Genomic DNA, 15,564 nt, shown 5'->3' on the forward strand with positions numbered 1-15,564 from the left:
ACTCGAGGGGACTACCGCGAAGCAAAAGAACCCACATCCAAAAGGCACGCTCGCCTTCGCTGCGTGGGTCATTGCTCGGCTCGGAGGATGGACCGCCTATTACGGAAAGCCTGGCCCAAAGGTGATGCGCCTAGGCCTCGAAGCCTTCCGCCGCATCAAATACGGCACCACTTTGAGGCTCGAAAATGTGTGAATCGGATAGCCGGTCACCGGGGAGAGCACGAAGTAAGCCGTAACACCATCGCGCAGGGAAAGCCGGAATGCTTCGGTTGAACCTGTGGTCCTACCCCCGTGCTTTTTGTTGCACGGGGCCCACGGGTGCAGCCGGCACCCGGCTTTCCCTGCGCCCTCTGTTCGATGAGAGGGTGAACCGAGACGCAAAGCTCGGACGCAAATGCGTCGCGGGAATGCGGACTCACATCCGCTGTTTGAATCCACGTAGGATGGGTAGAGCGAAGCGAAACCCATCATTCGCGCGCCTTGCTCCATCGCGATGGGTTTCGCTTCGCTCTACCCATCCTACGGTCCGCTGTTTGACATTTGAATCAGAAACCAAGCCCACCTCGTCCCGGGCTTGCGCGCCGCGCCGCTTTGCCCACACCACGAATTGGATTAGCCTCTCCGCGACGTTCAAGAACAAGCAAAAGGAAACATCCATGGGCCTTCTCGAAAATCACATCGCCGTCATCACCGGCGCGGGTTCCGGCATCGGGCGCGCGATCGCAGCCGGCTACGCACGCGAAGGCGCGCGCGTCGTGCTGCTCGATGTCAATGCAAGCGCGGCAGCGGAAGCGGCGAAGGAGATCCGCGACGCCGGCGGCAAGGCCGACAGCTTTGCGCTCGATGTCACCAGGCGCGAGGATTGCGTCGCGCTTGCAAAGGAGATCGCAGGCAAGGTCGGACAGGTGTCGATCCTCGTCAACAATGCCGGCATTGCGCGGCGCAACGGCATGCTCGGTGCGGACGAGGCTGTCATCAAGGACTGGGAAGACGTCATCGCGATCAACCTCACTGGCGTCTTCAACGTGACGCATGCGTTCCTGCCGCAGATCCGCGCGGCGAAGGGACGCATCGTCAACATCGGATCGATCCAGTCCTTCGTGCATGTGCGCACGCCGAGCTCGCCCGCGTACACGGCCTCCAAGCACGGCGTGCTCGGCTTCACCCGCGCGCTCGCCGCCGAGCTCGGCAAGGAAGGCGTGCGCGTGAACGCGATCGGTCCCGGCTTCATCGAGACGCCGCTCAACGCCCAGACGCGCGCGAACAATCCGGAACTCGCCAAGACCTTCATCGCGCACACTCCGCTCGGCCGCGCCGGCAAGGCCGAGGATATCGTGGGACCTGCGATCTTCCTCGCCTCCGACCTGTCGGCCTATGTCACGGGATCGATCGTGATGGTGGATGGCGGCTACCGGGCAGTGTGAGCGCCAGCAAACTGGAACCGCGCACAAATGTCGATGGTAGCGATTTCGTTAATCGTTTGTTAACCAACTGAGGCCACCGTCTCGCGCGGGCCAGGGGTTTGGAGTTCTCGATGTTTCCGATTCGCACGTTGCGAACGGGCGTTGCTCGGGAGGTGTCATGTCCTATGTGTCCACGCAGCCCCTGCCGGAGATTCCGGCGTCCTCACTGGCTCCCAACGAAATCGTGCCGCTCCTGATCGGAGCTACCGTCGGCGAAGTCGAGCGCGAGTTGGTGCTGCAAACCCTGATCCGCTGCAATGGAAACCGCACCCGCGCCGCGCGCGTGCTCGGCTTTTCCGTGCGCACGTTACGCAACAAGATCAGGAGCTATTCGGCTGACGGGATCGAGGTCCCCGCGCCGAACGATTGAGCGGAGCTGTCTCAAGCGTGCGATCGCGTGCGCCATGACGGCGGCGGCTGTTTGTTGATGCGACCTCTCAACCAGGCGCCGAGCGTGATGACGAGCGAGATCGCCGCGACGCTTCCCGCGATCAGCACGATCGCGCGCAGCACGAAGGCGGTCTCCACCAGCAACAGCCGCTGCGGCTCCTCGGCATAGGCTATCGGCACGATGTCGGGCACCAACAGCCGCTCGGCACCGAAGGCGAGCGCGAACACGCCCAGCGACAGCAAGAAGATCTTCCAGCCTGCGTTCATGGCATCGCTCCCATTCCACCATCACATCGCGACGATGCCATGCAGCGCGATCGCATCATTGATGTTGATCAATCCGGCAATCGTTGCCCGCGGAATTGAAGCGGTCGCCAAACGCCGCTAAAAACGCGCGGGACGCAATTTTATTTCGGAGTGCAGCAGTGGCCGATGATGCTTCCAGCCGGCGCGGAGCAGCGGGCGCGCCGGGCCCACGCGGTCAGCCCGGCGAACAGGGACGGCCGGGACCGCAGGGACATCCCGGCCGGCGCGGTCCCGACGGTGCGCGCGGCAAACCCGGCCCGCAAGGCAAGCCGGGAGCGCCTGGCAAGCCTGGTGCACAAGGCAAGCGTGGTGAAGCGGGCCCGCAGGGTGCGCCCGGTCCGAAAGGCGGCGCCGGGCCGCAGGGACCGGCCGGTCCGCGCGGCGAGCCGGGCCCGCCCGGGCAACTGCCGTCGATCGAACAGGTGATGCCGTGGCTCCACATGATCTTCGACGCCTGGGAAGACTATCGCCGCCAGCGCGAGCAGGAGGCAGCCGAGCGTGAAGCCTTGGCTGCGGCCGTGGCCGAGCAGCCCGACGAATTCGACGATGGCGATGATGACGAGGATCGCAAGGACAAGAAAAAGAAGAAGCACAAGGACAAGAAATAGGCCGCGCATCGATCGCCGCCATTTTCGTGGACAGGGCTAGAGCGTTTTCGAGCGAAGTGGACACCGGTTCGCGTGAAGAAAACGCGTCAAAACAAGAATCTAGAGCTTCGGTTCTGATTCAATCAGAACCGAAGCTCTAGTGTCCGTTGCGCGGCAGCAGGTGGATGAGCCGGAACAGCCAGCGCATCACGAAATACCAGGCGATGCCGGCCAGCGTGCCGCACATGGTCAGGATGATGATGCCGACGCTGTCGAATGAGGCGGTCGACCAGATCATCCAGGCGGTCCACGCGACGGCGAAGGCGATCGAGGCAAGCTTGAGCGGGATCGTGGTCTGCATGGCGTTCTCCGATGGCAGGTAGAGCGCCATCCTTGCCCGCCGCAGCTTCACCGCACCGTGAGCCACGTCACGCCCGCCGCGCGGCTCACCCGAACCGCAGCCGCGAGCGTTCCTTCGCCTTCTCCGCCTCCACCTCGCGATCGCGCGCCGGTGCCGTGGTGTGGAGCGAAGCGAGAAGCCGGCGCGCGGCGTCCGAGACCTCGGCAACCGCGCGATCGAAGGCGGCTTCATTGGCCTGCGACGGCTTGTTGAAGCCGGACAGTTTGCGCACGAATTGCAGTGCGGAAGCGTGGACTTCCTCCTCGGTCGCGGGCGGCTCGAAGTTGAACAGCGTCTTGATGTTGCGGCACATGCTTTGCTCCTGTCACCGGCAGCCCGGATCCGTTGCCTACCCAAGGACGATCGGTCCATGGAAATTCCTACATCATCGCCTATTCTGTCATGAAAGCGCCGGTGGCTTCACCCCTCCCGGCGGCAACCACGAAGCGAGTTCCCGATGAGCCATGTGATCTACAAGATCGTCGAACATGACGGCGGATGGGCCTACACGGTGGACGGCGTGTTTTCCGAACCGTTTGCGACCCATGCCGCGGCGCTGGCCGCTGCCCGGCGTGCCGCCGCCGAGCAGCGCGTGCCCGGCCGCACCGAGGCGATCGAGTATGAAACTCCTGATGGCCGATGGCACACCGAGACCGCTGCCGGCAGCGACCGGCCGGAGACTGATGTCGAGGATCGCGGCTGAGAATATTCCGCCCGACATGACGCTGCCCCGCAAAAATTTTCCCGGAGGTTCCAGCATGCCGCCGTCTCGGCTCGGCGCGCCCGACATGCTAGGTCTTTGCCCAAGAGGCCGCATCGAGACGGCCCGTGCAATGGGAGAAGCCTCATGGAGATCTTGCGTGCGGCGCTTGCAGCCGCTGTTGCCGTGACATCGTTTGCCGCACATGCCGCGGACTATCCAGCGCCCAAGGAAGGCGACTGGATCGCGCGAGATTTCAAATTCCACACCGGCGAGACCATGCCGGAACTGCGGCTGCACTACACCACGATCGGCGCACCCGATGGACAGCCGGTGCTGGTGCTGCACGGTTCAGGTGGCTCGGCGCAAAACCTGCTCACGGCTGCCTTTGCAGGCGAATTGTTCGGCCCAGGCCAGCCGCTCGATGCGGCGAAATATTACATCATCATTCCCGATGCCCTCGGCCACGGCAAATCGGCAAGGCCATCGGACGGGATGAAGACGGCGTTTCCGAAATACAATTACGACGACATGGTGGATGCGCAGTATCGCCTTGTCACCGAAGGTCTCGGCCTCAAGCATTTGAGGCTCGTGATCGGCAATTCGATGGGCGGCATGCATGCGTGGATCTGGGGCGTGCGCTACCCGCAGATGATGGACGCGCTGGTGCCGATGGCCTCGCAGCCGACAGCGATGGCGGCGCGCAACTGGATGCTGCGGCGGATGATGCTGGAGACCATCCGGAGCGATCCCGACTATGATAGCGGCCGCTACACGGCCCCGCCGCGCATGATGAAATACGCGATCGCCGCCTACCAGATCGCGACCGGCGGCGGCACGCTCGGCTATCAGGCCCTCGCGCCCACCACGGTCAAGGCGGACAAATTGGTCGACGAGCGGCTGGCGACGCCCGTGACGGCCGATGCCAATGATTTCATCTATCAATGGGAAGCGTCGCATGATTACGACCCTTCAGGCGGCATGGAGAAGATCGAGGCGGTGACGCTCGCAATCAACGCCGCCGATGACGAGCGCAACCCGCCGGAGACCGGCGTCACCGAGGACGCGGTGAAGCGGATCAAGCACGGGCGGATCTTCCTGATCCCCGCCAGTTCCGAGACACGCGGCCATCTCACGACCGGCAACGCGAAGTTCTTTGCGGAGCGGCTGCGCGAATTGCTGCAGACCGCGCCGCAGCGGACCATGTGATCGCAGGCGAGCACGCGATGTCAGCGAAAGGACGTCCGCCGCATTGCGCTTCGAGTGCGGGATGACGGCCGAACGTCACGGTGATACGCTTGTCACAAATACAACATCCGGAGAACGCCCGTGACCGACCTTGCCGGTGCCGACCTCGCCTCGATCTATCCAAAGCCGACCGCGCGCGTGATCGCGAAGGCGCGGCCAGAGATCGATCTGCATGCGAGCAAGTTCATCGGCATGTCGCCGTTCTGCGTTCTGGCGACCTCCGGTTCTGACGGCAGCGTCGATGCCTCGCCGCGCGGCGGCAATCCGGGCTTCGTCAGCGTCGCTTCGCCGAGTCTTTTGCTGATGCCGGACCGCTCCGGCAACAACCGCATCGACAGCTTCCGGAACATCGTCGAGGGCTCGGGCTTCGTGCAGCTTATCTTCTTCGTGCCGGGGATCGACGAGACGCTGCGTGTCGGCGGCAAGGGACGCCTCTCGGCCGATCGGGAACTCTTGGCCTCGATGGTGGAATTCGGCAAGCCGCCGCGCGCCGTGCTGCGCATCGACGTCGCGGAAGCCTATTTCCACTGCGGCAAGGCCTTGATGCGCTCGAAACTGTGGTCGGCGGACACACGCGTCGAGCGCAAGGTATTCCCGAGCATCAGCGAAGTGATCCACGACCAGACGACGCTCGGCGAGCCGGAGAGCCAGGCGGTCGTGGAAGAGCGCTACAAGACGCAGCTCTGACGGGCTCGCGCCGATGTCACTCTCCCTTTCGGGGAGAGTGAAAATCTGCAGCGCTCAGTGCTCGCTCTCGAGGTGGCCGACGTGCTTCTGGGTGTAGAGCTCGAGGCCGATGCGCTTGATCAGGTCGAGCTGGGTTTCGAGGAAATCGATGTGATGTTCCTCGTCCTTCATCAGGTCCTCGAACAGGTCGCGGCTCACATAGTCCTTCACGCCGTGGCAGTAGGTGGCGGCCTCCTGGTAGAGCAAGCGGGCGCCGACCTCGGCAGCAAGGTCGCACTCGATGATCTCCTGGACGTTCTGACCGATCCGCAAGGGATCGAGCACCTGCATGTTGGGAAAGCCGTCGAGGAACAGGATGCGGTCGGTGAAGCGATCGGCGTGGTTCATCTCCTCGATCGATTCCTTGCGCCAGACCTTGGCCATCTCCAGCAGGCCCCAGTTGTTCAGGATGCGATAGTGCAGCCAATACTGGTTGATCGCCGTGAGTTCGCTGCGCAGGCCCTTGTTGAGATATTCGATGACCTTAGGGTCGCCCTGCATAGTCCACTCCAAAAGCTTAAAGGCCCCCAGCGGGCCTCGAATCTAACTTTAGAACGCTTCTAAATCAGATTATGAACAAGAGCAACCCTCCTCTGGGGAGGGCACTTGCCAAGAGATCTTGGGGAAATCCCGGCGGCTCAGCAGGCCGCGAGTGCGAACTCGGTGTTGTCGACGTCGTCGACTGCCTCATGGCTGTGCGGGCAGCCGGCACAGCAGGACTTGGCACACGGACCAAGCGCCTCGTCGATGATGGTCTTGATCGTCCGGGCACAGCGGCCGCATTCAGCACTGCAGCCGAGGCAGCCATAAAGCTGCTTGGCATTCCGCGGCAAGGACCCGCTGACGCTCACGGCATTGCGGACGTCGTGGTCGCTGAGGACGTTGCAGGAACAAACGATCATCGAAAAGGCGGGTCCGGTCGGTGATGCTGACATAAGAGATATTGAACGCGAGCAAGCGACGCAAAAGGAAAAACTGGAATTTGAAGCAATTCCAAACTGATGAGGACGGTAAATTGGAACGGCTCTAAATATGCGCCGCAGCATAGCGCGGCCCGGCGGCCATCACTTCTCCGACGATGGGCTGGGGCGTTGATTGATCGCTACAGGGAAATATGGAACTCTGCCCGGGACCAGCGCTCCAGAAGGGATGACCCGGAGAAAGGTGAAGCCATGAGGAAGACATTGCTCGGATTTGCCGCCATTGCGTTGGCAGGCTCGATTGTGGCGGCGCCTCCTCCTGCGCATGCGCAACGCGGCGTCGCCGCGGGCGTCGCGGCCGGACTGATCGGCGGCGCCATAGTTGGAGGTGCGATCGCTTCGCAAAACGGGTACTACGGTCCCGGCTACTACTACGGCCCAGGCCCCGGCTATTACGCTGATCCCTTGGCGTACGGCCCGCCCTGCACCTGGCAGCGTCAGCGCTTCTGGGACGGCTATGGCTGGCGGGTCCGCAGCGTGCGCGTCTGCTATTAACGCGCATTCACCTTCATTAAATCTCACACAGGATGCCGGAAACCCCGGGTTTTCCCGCACAACAACAGGTGATGGCCCGAAAAAACCGTTTTTTTCAGGCCATTAGCTCGCGGACGTTTACTTTCGATTGACTGTTGTGCGCTCTTTTTGCGACACGGGAATTCGAAACCAGCGTGCGAGTCATCGTTAAACCGGCGTCGGCTTTAGGCGCCATCCAGGAGAGCCCAAGACATGAAGAAGACATTAGCTGCCTTCGTCGCCGTCGCCACGATTGCCGGTTCGCTGGCTGTCGCGCCGGCCGCTAACGCCAGAGACGGCGCGGTCGCAGCCGGCGTTGCCGGCGGCCTGATCGGCGGTGCGCTGCTCGGCGGCGCCATTGCTGCGAGCCGTCCGGCTCCGGTCTATGTCGCACCGGCCCCCGTCTACGTTGAAGAAGCGCCGTGCCGCATGGTTCGCGAACGCTTCTGGGACGGCTACGGCTGGCGTTTCCGTCGCGTTGAGGTTTGCGACTAAGCTTAAAAGCCCACCAAATTCAAAACCCGGCCCTTTGCGGCCGGGTTTTTGTTTGCCGACCGCAAAGCCCCTACCGCGCCGCCGTCATCGCGCGCAGCACTGCCTCGCTCGGCCAGCAATCGACCTTCAGGCCTGCCGATTTCTGATAGGCGCCGAGCGCGGCGCGGGTCTGCATCCCGGCCTTGCCGTCGAGCTTGTCCTTGTAGAGGCCGATCCGCGTGAGATGGCGCTGCATCGCCTCGACGTCGGCGGTACGCAATTGCGTCGTCGCCGACCAGGGCGTCGCGAACGGCTGCGGGCTCGTCATGCGGTCGGCGAGATGGCCGACGAACAGCACGTAGAGATCGGAGAAATTGTATTCCTTGATGACGAAGTAGTTCTTCGTGGTCAGGAACGCGGGGCCGTAGATGCCCTCGGGCTGCAACAGCGAGGCGGGCTGCGCCTGCTCCGTCGCACTGAGCTTCTGCCCGCGCACCGGCACAAAGCCCGCGTGCAGCCATTCGCCGATCGGCTTCGTCACCTCAGGCACGCCCATCGTGCAATCGGCATTGGCCGGCGCCTTCACCTCATAGGCCCAGCGCACGCCCTTCTGCCAACCCTTGTTGACGAGCTGCTGCGCCGCAGAAGCGAGCGCATCCGGCACCGAGTGCCAGATGTCGATGCGGCCGTCGCCGTCGAGATCGACGCCGTGCTTGTAGTATTCGGACGGCAGGAACTGCGTGAACCCGGTGGCGCCGGCCCAGGACGAGCGCATCTCCTGGCGCGTCACTGCGCCCTCGCCGAGGATCTTGAGCGCGAGGATGAACTCGGTGCGGTACTGGTCCTTGCGGCGGCCGACATAGGCCTGGGTCGCGACCACCCGCAGCGTGTCGTAAGGAAGCTTGTAGCGGCCGTAGTCGGTCTCGCGGCCCCAGATCGCGAGCACCACGGGTGCTGGCACGCCGAAGCGATTTTCAATCTCGTTGAGGTCAGCGCGATATTTCTGCATCAGCCGCTGCCCCTCGCCGGCAAGCCGCCCGATCGATGCTTCCTTGACGTAATCCGCGGGCACCTGGACGAACTCAGCCTGCGACGGCGCGCCGGTCGCGGGCCTGCCCGGCAGGAGCAGGTCGGGCAGCTTGTAATCAGGCTCGAGCCCGCGCGTCTCACGGTCAAATGTCGCGCGCGACACGCCAGCCGCCTGCGCCTCCGGCCACAGCGAAGCGATGAATTGGCTGAAGGCGGCATCGGCGGCTTGCGCGGGCGAGGCCGTTGGTAGCACCAAGAAGAGAAGACCGAAGGCGAGCGTGCGGAGGAAGGGCAAGTCGAACGGCTTGTTCACTCAGCGGTCCAATCGGAATGCTGTCCTGCTTTCGAGTCGGACATCAGTCGCGCCCCCCGTTTGTGAACCTAGCACGGCCTCGCAAGCGCCGCATCCTCAATGTCGGGTCGACTGCTTGGCTCCTTCGATCGACGCATTCGACAGCTTGTCGACGAGGGCTATGCCGATCGCGGACAGGATGAAGACGGTGTGGATGATCGTCTGCCACATCACGCCGGTCTCAGTATAGTTGGTCTTGCCGGACGTCAGTCCGCCGGCCTCGATGAATGTCCGCAGCAGGTGGATCGAGGAGATGCCGATGATCGCCATCGCCAGCTTGATCTTGAGCACGCTGGCGTTGACGTGGCTCAGCCATTCCGGTTCGTCGGGATGGCCCTGCAGGTTGAGTCGCGAGACGAAGGTCTCGTAGCCGCCGACGATCACCATCACCAGAAGGTTCGAGATCATGACCACGTCGATCAGGCCGAGCACCGCCAGCATGATCTGCTGCTCGCTGAAATCGAAGGCATGAGCGAAGAGGTGCCACAGTTCCTTGATGAACAGCACCACATAGACGCCCTGGGCGATGATCAGCCCGACATAGAGCGGCAATTGCAGCCAGCGCGATCCGAAGATCAGCATGGGAACCGGGCGCAGCGAAGCGATCTTCGGCGGCACACGTGCGTCGGAGGTGGCAGACATTATGAATTGCTCGTTACAGGATGTGAGATTGCGGAGCGCCATATCTACGCAATCTCGCCGTGGTGAAAAGCGACAACTGGCCGCAGCAATCGTCGATAGAGCGTGATGATTTTTCTTCGAATCATCATCGCGCTCTATCTTCTTGTCTGAGCAAGATCTTTTCGGAAAACCGGTATCCACTTTTCCGAATCATGCTCCGGAACACCATCACCGCGTCAGCTTCTTGTACTTCACGCGATGCGGGATGATCGAATCCTGGCCGAGACGGCGCATCTTGTCCTTCTCGTAATCCTGGAAGTTGCCTTCGAACCATTCGACATGGCTGTCGCCTTCGAAGGAAAGGATGTGCGTCGCGATGCGGTCGAGGAACCAGCGATCGTGGCTGATGATCACGGCGCAGCCGGCGAAATCCTCCAGGGCTTCTTCGAGCGCGCGCAGCGTGTCGACGTCGAGGTCGTTGGTCGGCTCGTCGAGCAGCAGCACGTTGGCACCCGACTTCAGCATCTTGGCGAGATGCACGCGATTGCGTTCGCCGCCCGAGAGTGCGCCAACCTTCTTCTGCTGGTCGGCGCCCTTGAAATTGAAGGCCGAGCAATAACCGCGCGAATTCACCTCGCGCTTGCCGAGCAGGATCAGCTCGTTGTTGCCGGAAATCTCCTCCCACACGGTCTTGCTGCCGTCGAGCGCGTCGCGCGACTGGTCGACATAGCCGAGATGGACGGACTCGCCGACCGTGATCGTACCCTGGTCGGGCTTTTCCTGCCCGGTGATCATGCGAAACAGCGTCGTCTTGCCGGCGCCGTTCGGACCGATCACGCCGACGATGCCGCCCGGCGGCAGCTTGAAGGTGAGATTGTCGATCAGCATGCGGTCGCCGAACGACTTGGTCAGGCCTTCGAAGTCGACGACGTTCTGGCCGAGCCGCTCTGCGACGGGGATGATGATCTGCGCGGTCTGAGTCTGCTTCTCGCTCGCCTTCTTGAGCAGCTCCTCGTAGCGCTGATAACGCGCCTTGGACTTGGCCTGGCGGGCCTTGGGCGAGGATGCGATCCACTCCTGCTCGCGCGCCAGCGTCTTCTGATGCGCCGCGTCCTCGCGGCCTTCCTGCTCGAGCCGCTTCTGCTTCTGCACCAGCCAGGAGGAGTAATTGCCCTCATAGGGAATGCCGCGGCCACGATCGAGCTCGAGAATCCAGCCCGTGACATTGTCGAGGAAGTAGCGGTCGTGGGTGACGATCAGGATCGCGCCGGGATACTGCCTCAAGTGACCTTCGAGCCAGGACACAGATTCGGCATCGAGATGGTTGGTCGGTTCGTCCAGCAGCAGCAGCTCGGGCTGGTCGAGCAAGAGCCGGCACAGCGCGACGCGGCGGCGCTCGCCGCCGGAGAGTTTTGTGACATCGGCGTCGTCAGGCGGGCAGCGCAGCGCGTCCATCGCCTGGTCGACCTTGCTGTCGAGATCCCACAGGCCCTGGGCCTCGATCTCGTCCTGCAGCTTGGTCATTTCGTCGGCGGTCTCATCCGAGTAGTTCACCGCCAGCTCATTGTACCGGTCGAGGATCGCCTTCTGCTTGGCGACGCCCTGCATCACGTTCTCACGGACGGTCAGCGTGGAATCGAGGTGAGGTTCCTGCTCGAGGTATCCGACGCGGGCGCCTTCGGCGACCCAGGCCTCGCCGGTGTATTCCTTGTCGATGCCGGCCATGATCTTGAGCAGCGTCGATTTACCGGCGCCGTTGACGCCGAGCACGCCGATCTTGGCATCCGGGTAGAAGCTGAGGTGGACGTTATCGAGCACCTTGCGGGTCGGGTAGCTCTTGGTCAGACCTTGCATGAAATAGACGAACTGACGGGCCATTGAGTCCCCTGGAATCGACAGGATTTGCGGAAATTTTTGCTGCCGCCGATGTAGCTGCCGGGCCTTCAAAGCGCAACCGCACACCCATGCGTTTTCCATCCGTTCACCCCGATGAATACGGGATCGAAACCATGTGTGCGGAAGATGACGACAATTGAAACCTTCTTTTAATAAATCGGGCGAAATCTCGTTTTCAGCGTCGAAAACGGCATTTTGCGCGACAGCGCATCACCAACAGGAGGGCTTTGTCATGGCAACGAGCACTTCCCTGCCCGCCCCCGCGGCCAACAGCGCCGGCCTTGCCAGGATTGTCGCCGAATTCCGCGCCTTTTGGCGCCAGTTCTTCATCAGGGCATTCAATCCCTACCGGCCGGAACTGCACTATATGCGCGGACCTGGACCGGCCTGGCGCGCCAAGCACAGGGGCCGGTTGAGTTGAGCCCGTCGGATATTTGAAGCCGCCATTCCGCGAACCCCGCTTGCGCGACGCGACGATTGCGCGCAACCATGGCGATCTCCCCTGACGGCATCTTCGCCGTCCTATTCGCCATCTACGGATTCTCCGATGACGCGGCTGCGCTGTGCAATCCTCGACGACTATTTCAACCTGTCACTTTCGATCGCAGACTGGTCCAAGATCAAGGACCGGGTCGACATCACCGTGTTTAGGGAACCGTTTGCGAGCCAGGCGGCAGCCGCGAGCGCACTTGCCGATTTCGAGATCATCTGCGCGATGCGCGAACGCACCGCGTTCCCGCGCACGCTGTTCGCGGCGCTGCCGAAGCTGAAGCTCCTGCTAACGTCAGGCATGCGCAATGCCGCGATCGACGTGGACGCCGCCAAGGAGCACAAGGTGGTGCTATGCGGCACGCAGTATAGCCGCGACCCGACCGCGGCACTGACGCTCGGCCTGATCCTGGAACTCACCCGCGGCGTCGGCCGCGAAAACGCGCGGATGCATGCCGGCGAGCCCTGGCAGATCTTTGCCGGCGTCGAGATCGAGGGCCGCACGCTCGGCGTGGTCGGGTTAGGCAAGCTCGGCAGCCGGGTGGCGAAGCTCGCGCAGGCGTTCGGCATGAACGTCATCGCCTGGAGCCCCAACCTGACGGCCGAGAAGTGCAGGGAGATCGGCGTCGGCTATGCCAGCAAGGAAGAATTGTTTGCGACCGCCGACATCGTCACCATCCATGTGGTGCTGAGCGAACGCTCGCGCGGACTTGTGGGCGCGGCCGATCTCGCTCGGATGAAGCCGACGGCCTATCTCGTCAATACCGCGCGCGGGCCGATCGTCGACGAAAACGCGCTGCTGGAAGTCCTGACCGAGAAGAAGATCGCGGGCGCCGGCATCGACGTGTTCTCGGTGGAGCCGCTGCCGGTCGACCATCCCTTCCGCAGGCTCGACAACCTCGTGCTCACCCCGCATCTCGGCTACGCCACCCAGGAGAGCCTCGGCATCCACTACGGCCAGATGGTCGAGTGCATCGATGCCTGGACCAAGGGCGCCGAACCGCCGCGGCGATTGGCGTAACGTTCAAGCGGCCGCGCTGTGGCCGCCGGAGTGCCCGACGATTTCGGCACAGCCGGCGCGCCAGGATGGATGCGCCGGCTGCCAGCCGAGCTCGCGCCTGGCTTTGACGTTCGAGCCCGCCCGCACCTCGGTCATCATCGCCACCATGTGTTCGCCGGCGAGCAATCGACCGAGCCAGGTCGGCACATGGAATGGCGGCTTGGCGCCGACGATCGCCGCAAGCGCCGGCAGCCATTCGCTGACTTCCGCGGGTTCGTCGTCGACGATGTTGTAGATGTTGCCGGCTCTACCGCGCTCGATCGCGGCAACGGTGGCGGATGCCGCGTCGGCGACATGGATGAACGACCACCAGCCGCCGCCATCGCCGATCATCGGCACGCGACGGCGCCGCAATTGATCGATCATCGCCCGCGACAATATTCCGCTATCGGGGCCGTAGAATGATCCGTATCGGAGCACGATTCCTTCCGGCTGTTCCGAGCCGGTGACGGCCCGCTCCAGATGCTGGATCGCTTCCAGCGTGCGGCGCAATTCCTGTGGCGGATCGGGATCGAGCGGATCGGCCTCGGTTTTGACCGGTGCGCCGCTTCGGCCATAGGTCCAGCCGCAGAAGCTCTGGGCGACGAAACGCCTGACACCGGCTTCGCGCGCGGCGGCCAGCAGGCAATCGGTGCCGACGGTGCGCAGCCTGTTGGTGACGGCGAAGGCGCGATCGAAATGGCGGAGATCGGTGACGTTAGCGAGGTCCGTCATCTGATGGACGATCACCTCGGGCTGCTTCGCAATGACCGCCGCGCGGACGGCTTGTGCATCGAGCCCATCGACGATGACGGGCTCGACGCCCATCTGCCCGATCAACTCGGCTTTCGCTGGTGTTCGCGTGGTACCGATCACCGAATGGCCGGCCCGGATCAGGGCGGGAACGAGTTGTCGGCCAATAGCGCCGGTAGCGCCTGCAACGAGGATGCGCATGGCATTGTCCCACGTTGGTTGCAGCCCCCTTCGCACGTAATCCAACCGAACACGAATTCAAGCGCGGGAATTTGACAGACGTGCAAAGCTTTCCAATCCGGTTGCAGCAAACAAAAAAGGCGCGCTGTTCGCGCGCCTTCCAATGTTGAACGCTCGAAAACGCTCTAGCGGATCGTGACCGGCGCCGGCAACGGCGGCACCGTGGTCGGCTGCGTCCCGGGCACCGGCGCGGCGGCCTGCGCCTGGGTCGGCGCCGGGGCGGCGGCAACCGGACCGCCGGGCGGCGGCGCAGCGGAGGCGGTGGCGGTTCCAGGCAGCGGACCACCAGGCAGCACCACCACGCGGGTGCCGACCTTCACGCGATCGAAGAGGTCGGAGACGTCCTCGTTCAGCATGCCGATGCAGCCCGAGGACACGAACTTGCCGATCGTCGACGGCTGGTTGGTGCCGTGGATGCGGTACACGGTCGAGCCGAGATACATCGCACGCGCGCCGAGCGGGTTGCCGGGACCGCCGGCCATGAAGCGCGGCAGATAAGGCTGACGCTCGATCATCTCGGTCGGCGGATACCAGTCCGGCCACTCCGCCTTGCGGCTGATCTTCTGCACACCGGTCCAGGTGAAGCCGTCGCGGCCGACGCGAACGCCGTAGCGGACCGCGCGGCCGCCGCCGAGGATGTAGTAGAGGTAGGTGTTCGACGTGTCGACCACGATGGTGCCTGCCGGCTCCTTGGTCGCAAACGAGACTTCCTGGCGGCGCAGGTTCGGCGGCAATTGCGCGGGAGCGGCTTCCGGCTGCTCTTCCGGCGGCAGCGCCGCGACCATCATCGGCCGGCCATCGCTGCCGACCTGAGGCTGCTGCACAGCGCCGGTGACGGCGGGCGCACCGCCCGCCGCGCCCACCGACCCCGGCGGACGCAGGGCGCGGTCGTCGCCGCGATCAGGATAATTGTAGTAATTGTTCTGCGGCGGCCCCGGGGGACGATCGGCATAGATCACCGGCGGCGGGCCTGCCGGACGGCCGTAGCGCGGATCATCCGGCGACATGACCGGGCCGGTCGGCACGTTACGATCCGAATAGGCCGGTGGCGGCGCGCCCATCGGGCGACCGTAACGGGGATCGTTGGGCGAGAGCACCGGTCCGGGCGGCGACAGCGCCGCCGTGTCCTGGCCATTCGGCGCCTCGTCGTCCTCTCCTTCAAAGACATCGAAATCCGACGGGCGGCGATCGTCGCGCCCATAGCCGGGAGCCGGCGGCGGATAGGAGCCCTGAGGAGCGGCATAGACCGGACCAGGCCCTGCGGGGTAGGCCTGCTGCGCCTGGGCAACCGAAGCTCCTGCCGCGCCGAACGCTGCAGCAGCACAAATCGTCAGAATGCGGTTGATCATCATCGCTCT

At 63.6% G+C, this 15,564-nt stretch carries 21 protein-coding genes and 1 pseudogene; 12 read left to right on the top strand and 10 right to left on the bottom strand.

Annotated features, from left to right (window positions below; all coding sequences use genetic code 11):
- From K288_RS54500 to K288_RS0115060, 3 genes and pseudogenes are all read left to right on the top strand, one after another.
- A pseudogene (locus K288_RS54500) lies at positions 1–193 on the top strand (transposase); the annotation flags it as partial.
- Between the two features lie 463 nt (positions 194–656).
- Entirely contained in the window at positions 657–1,424 is a 768-nt protein-coding gene (locus K288_RS0115055; RefSeq protein ID WP_027580315.1) for an SDR family oxidoreductase, read from the top strand.
- 157 nt (positions 1,425–1,581) lie between these two features.
- Positions 1,582–1,833 carry a helix-turn-helix domain-containing protein gene (locus tag K288_RS0115060; RefSeq protein ID WP_027580316.1) on the top strand — a complete coding sequence of 84 codons (252 nt, stop codon included), beginning with the start codon at positions 1,582–1,584 and terminating at the stop codon, positions 1,831–1,833.
- Between the two features lie 11 nt (positions 1,834–1,844).
- Here K288_RS0115060 and K288_RS45535 read toward each other — a convergent pair whose 3' ends face one another.
- On the bottom strand, positions 1,845–2,120 hold the full coding sequence (locus K288_RS45535) for a hypothetical protein (protein ID WP_051334545.1): 276 nt from the start codon (positions 2,118–2,120) through the stop codon (positions 1,845–1,847).
- 158 nt (positions 2,121–2,278) lie between these two features.
- On the opposite strand from K288_RS45535, the gene K288_RS0115075 reads away from it, so the two are divergent.
- On the top strand, positions 2,279–2,767 hold the full coding sequence (locus K288_RS0115075; RefSeq protein ID WP_027580317.1) for a collagen-like protein: 489 nt from the start codon (positions 2,279–2,281) through the stop codon (positions 2,765–2,767).
- A gap of 136 nt (positions 2,768–2,903) precedes the next feature.
- On the opposite strand, the gene K288_RS0115080 is transcribed toward K288_RS0115075, so the two are convergent.
- Both K288_RS0115080 and K288_RS0115085 read right to left on the bottom strand, forming a co-directional pair.
- Positions 2,904–3,107: a hypothetical protein gene (locus K288_RS0115080; RefSeq protein ID WP_043159932.1), complete on the bottom strand. Its 204-nt coding sequence runs from the start codon at positions 3,105–3,107 to the stop codon at positions 2,904–2,906.
- Positions 3,108–3,192: 85 nt separating this feature from the next.
- Positions 3,193–3,459, bottom strand: coding sequence for a DUF2277 domain-containing protein (locus tag K288_RS0115085; protein WP_027580319.1), 267 nt, complete (start codon positions 3,457–3,459; stop codon positions 3,193–3,195).
- Between the two features lie 144 nt (positions 3,460–3,603).
- Here K288_RS0115085 and K288_RS0115090 point away from each other — a divergent pair, with 144 nt between their 5' ends.
- From K288_RS0115090 to K288_RS0115100, 3 genes are all read left to right on the top strand, one after another.
- Positions 3,604–3,849, top strand: a complete 246-nt coding sequence (locus tag K288_RS0115090; protein WP_027580320.1) for a DUF2188 domain-containing protein — start codon at positions 3,604–3,606, stop codon at positions 3,847–3,849.
- 144 nt (positions 3,850–3,993) lie between these two features.
- Positions 3,994–5,055, top strand: a complete 1,062-nt coding sequence (locus K288_RS0115095; RefSeq protein WP_027580321.1) for an alpha/beta fold hydrolase — start codon at positions 3,994–3,996, stop codon at positions 5,053–5,055.
- A gap of 120 nt (positions 5,056–5,175) precedes the next feature.
- A complete protein-coding gene (locus K288_RS0115100) occupies positions 5,176–5,781 on the top strand; it encodes an MSMEG_1061 family FMN-dependent PPOX-type flavoprotein (protein WP_027580322.1) in 606 nt (201 codons plus the stop codon).
- Positions 5,782–5,835: 54 nt separating this feature from the next.
- Here the strand turns inward: K288_RS0115100 and bfr are convergent, their stop codons facing one another.
- Both bfr and K288_RS54700 read right to left on the bottom strand, forming a co-directional pair.
- Positions 5,836–6,321, bottom strand: a complete 486-nt coding sequence (bfr, locus tag K288_RS0115105) for a bacterioferritin (RefSeq protein WP_027580323.1) — start codon at positions 6,319–6,321, stop codon at positions 5,836–5,838.
- 137 nt (positions 6,322–6,458) lie between these two features.
- Positions 6,459–6,722: a (2Fe-2S)-binding protein gene (locus K288_RS54700; RefSeq protein WP_027580324.1), complete on the bottom strand. Its 264-nt coding sequence runs from the start codon at positions 6,720–6,722 to the stop codon at positions 6,459–6,461.
- On the opposite strand from K288_RS54700, the gene K288_RS54110 reads away from it, so the two are divergent.
- From K288_RS54110 to K288_RS0115120, 3 genes are all read left to right on the top strand, one after another.
- Positions 6,637–6,822 (top strand): hypothetical protein, encoded by a 186-nt coding sequence (locus K288_RS54110; RefSeq protein WP_201449684.1) that lies wholly within the window; start codon positions 6,637–6,639, stop codon positions 6,820–6,822. The genes K288_RS54700 and K288_RS54110 overlap by 86 nt on opposite strands.
- Before the next feature lie 170 nt (positions 6,823–6,992).
- Positions 6,993–7,295, top strand: a complete 303-nt coding sequence (locus tag K288_RS0115115) for a hypothetical protein (protein WP_027580325.1) — start codon at positions 6,993–6,995, stop codon at positions 7,293–7,295.
- A gap of 231 nt (positions 7,296–7,526) precedes the next feature.
- Complete coding sequence (locus K288_RS0115120; RefSeq protein ID WP_027580326.1) at positions 7,527–7,808, top strand: hypothetical protein; 282 nt, start codon at positions 7,527–7,529, stop codon at positions 7,806–7,808.
- A gap of 70 nt (positions 7,809–7,878) precedes the next feature.
- Here the strand turns inward: K288_RS0115120 and K288_RS0115125 are convergent, their stop codons facing one another.
- The 3 genes from K288_RS0115125 to ettA form a co-directional block, all read right to left on the bottom strand.
- On the bottom strand, positions 7,879–9,072 hold the full coding sequence (locus K288_RS0115125; RefSeq protein ID WP_027580327.1) for a lytic murein transglycosylase: 1,194 nt from the start codon (positions 9,070–9,072) through the stop codon (positions 7,879–7,881).
- A 153-nt stretch (positions 9,073–9,225) separates the two neighbouring features.
- Entirely contained in the window at positions 9,226–9,810 is a 585-nt protein-coding gene (locus K288_RS0115130) for a TIGR00645 family protein (RefSeq protein ID WP_027580328.1), read from the bottom strand.
- Between the two features lie 207 nt (positions 9,811–10,017).
- The gene (gene ettA / locus K288_RS0115135; RefSeq protein ID WP_027580329.1) at positions 10,018–11,667 is read right to left on the bottom strand and encodes an energy-dependent translational throttle protein EttA; all 1,650 of its coding nucleotides are present in this window, start codon (positions 11,665–11,667) and stop codon (positions 10,018–10,020) included.
- A gap of 250 nt (positions 11,668–11,917) precedes the next feature.
- Between ettA and K288_RS0115140 the strand changes: the two genes are divergently transcribed.
- A complete protein-coding gene (locus K288_RS0115140; RefSeq protein ID WP_027580330.1) occupies positions 11,918–12,106 on the top strand; it encodes a hypothetical protein in 189 nt (62 codons plus the stop codon).
- Positions 12,107–12,232: 126 nt separating this feature from the next.
- Entirely contained in the window at positions 12,233–13,195 is a 963-nt protein-coding gene (locus K288_RS0115145) for a D-2-hydroxyacid dehydrogenase family protein (protein ID WP_027580331.1), read from the top strand.
- Between the two features lie 3 nt (positions 13,196–13,198).
- Here K288_RS0115145 and K288_RS0115150 read toward each other — a convergent pair whose 3' ends face one another.
- Together K288_RS0115150 and K288_RS0115155 are read right to left on the bottom strand one after the other, a co-directional pair.
- Positions 13,199–14,167, bottom strand: coding sequence for an NAD-dependent epimerase/dehydratase family protein (locus K288_RS0115150; RefSeq protein WP_027580332.1), 969 nt, complete (start codon positions 14,165–14,167; stop codon positions 13,199–13,201).
- A 164-nt stretch (positions 14,168–14,331) separates the two neighbouring features.
- Entirely contained in the window at positions 14,332–15,558 is a 1,227-nt protein-coding gene (locus tag K288_RS0115155) for a L,D-transpeptidase (protein WP_027580333.1), read from the bottom strand.
- Positions 15,559–15,564 lie beyond the last annotated feature (6 nt).

The organism is Bradyrhizobium sp. Ai1a-2 (assembly GCF_000426245.1).
Taxonomy (GTDB): domain Bacteria; phylum Pseudomonadota; class Alphaproteobacteria; order Rhizobiales; family Xanthobacteraceae; genus Bradyrhizobium.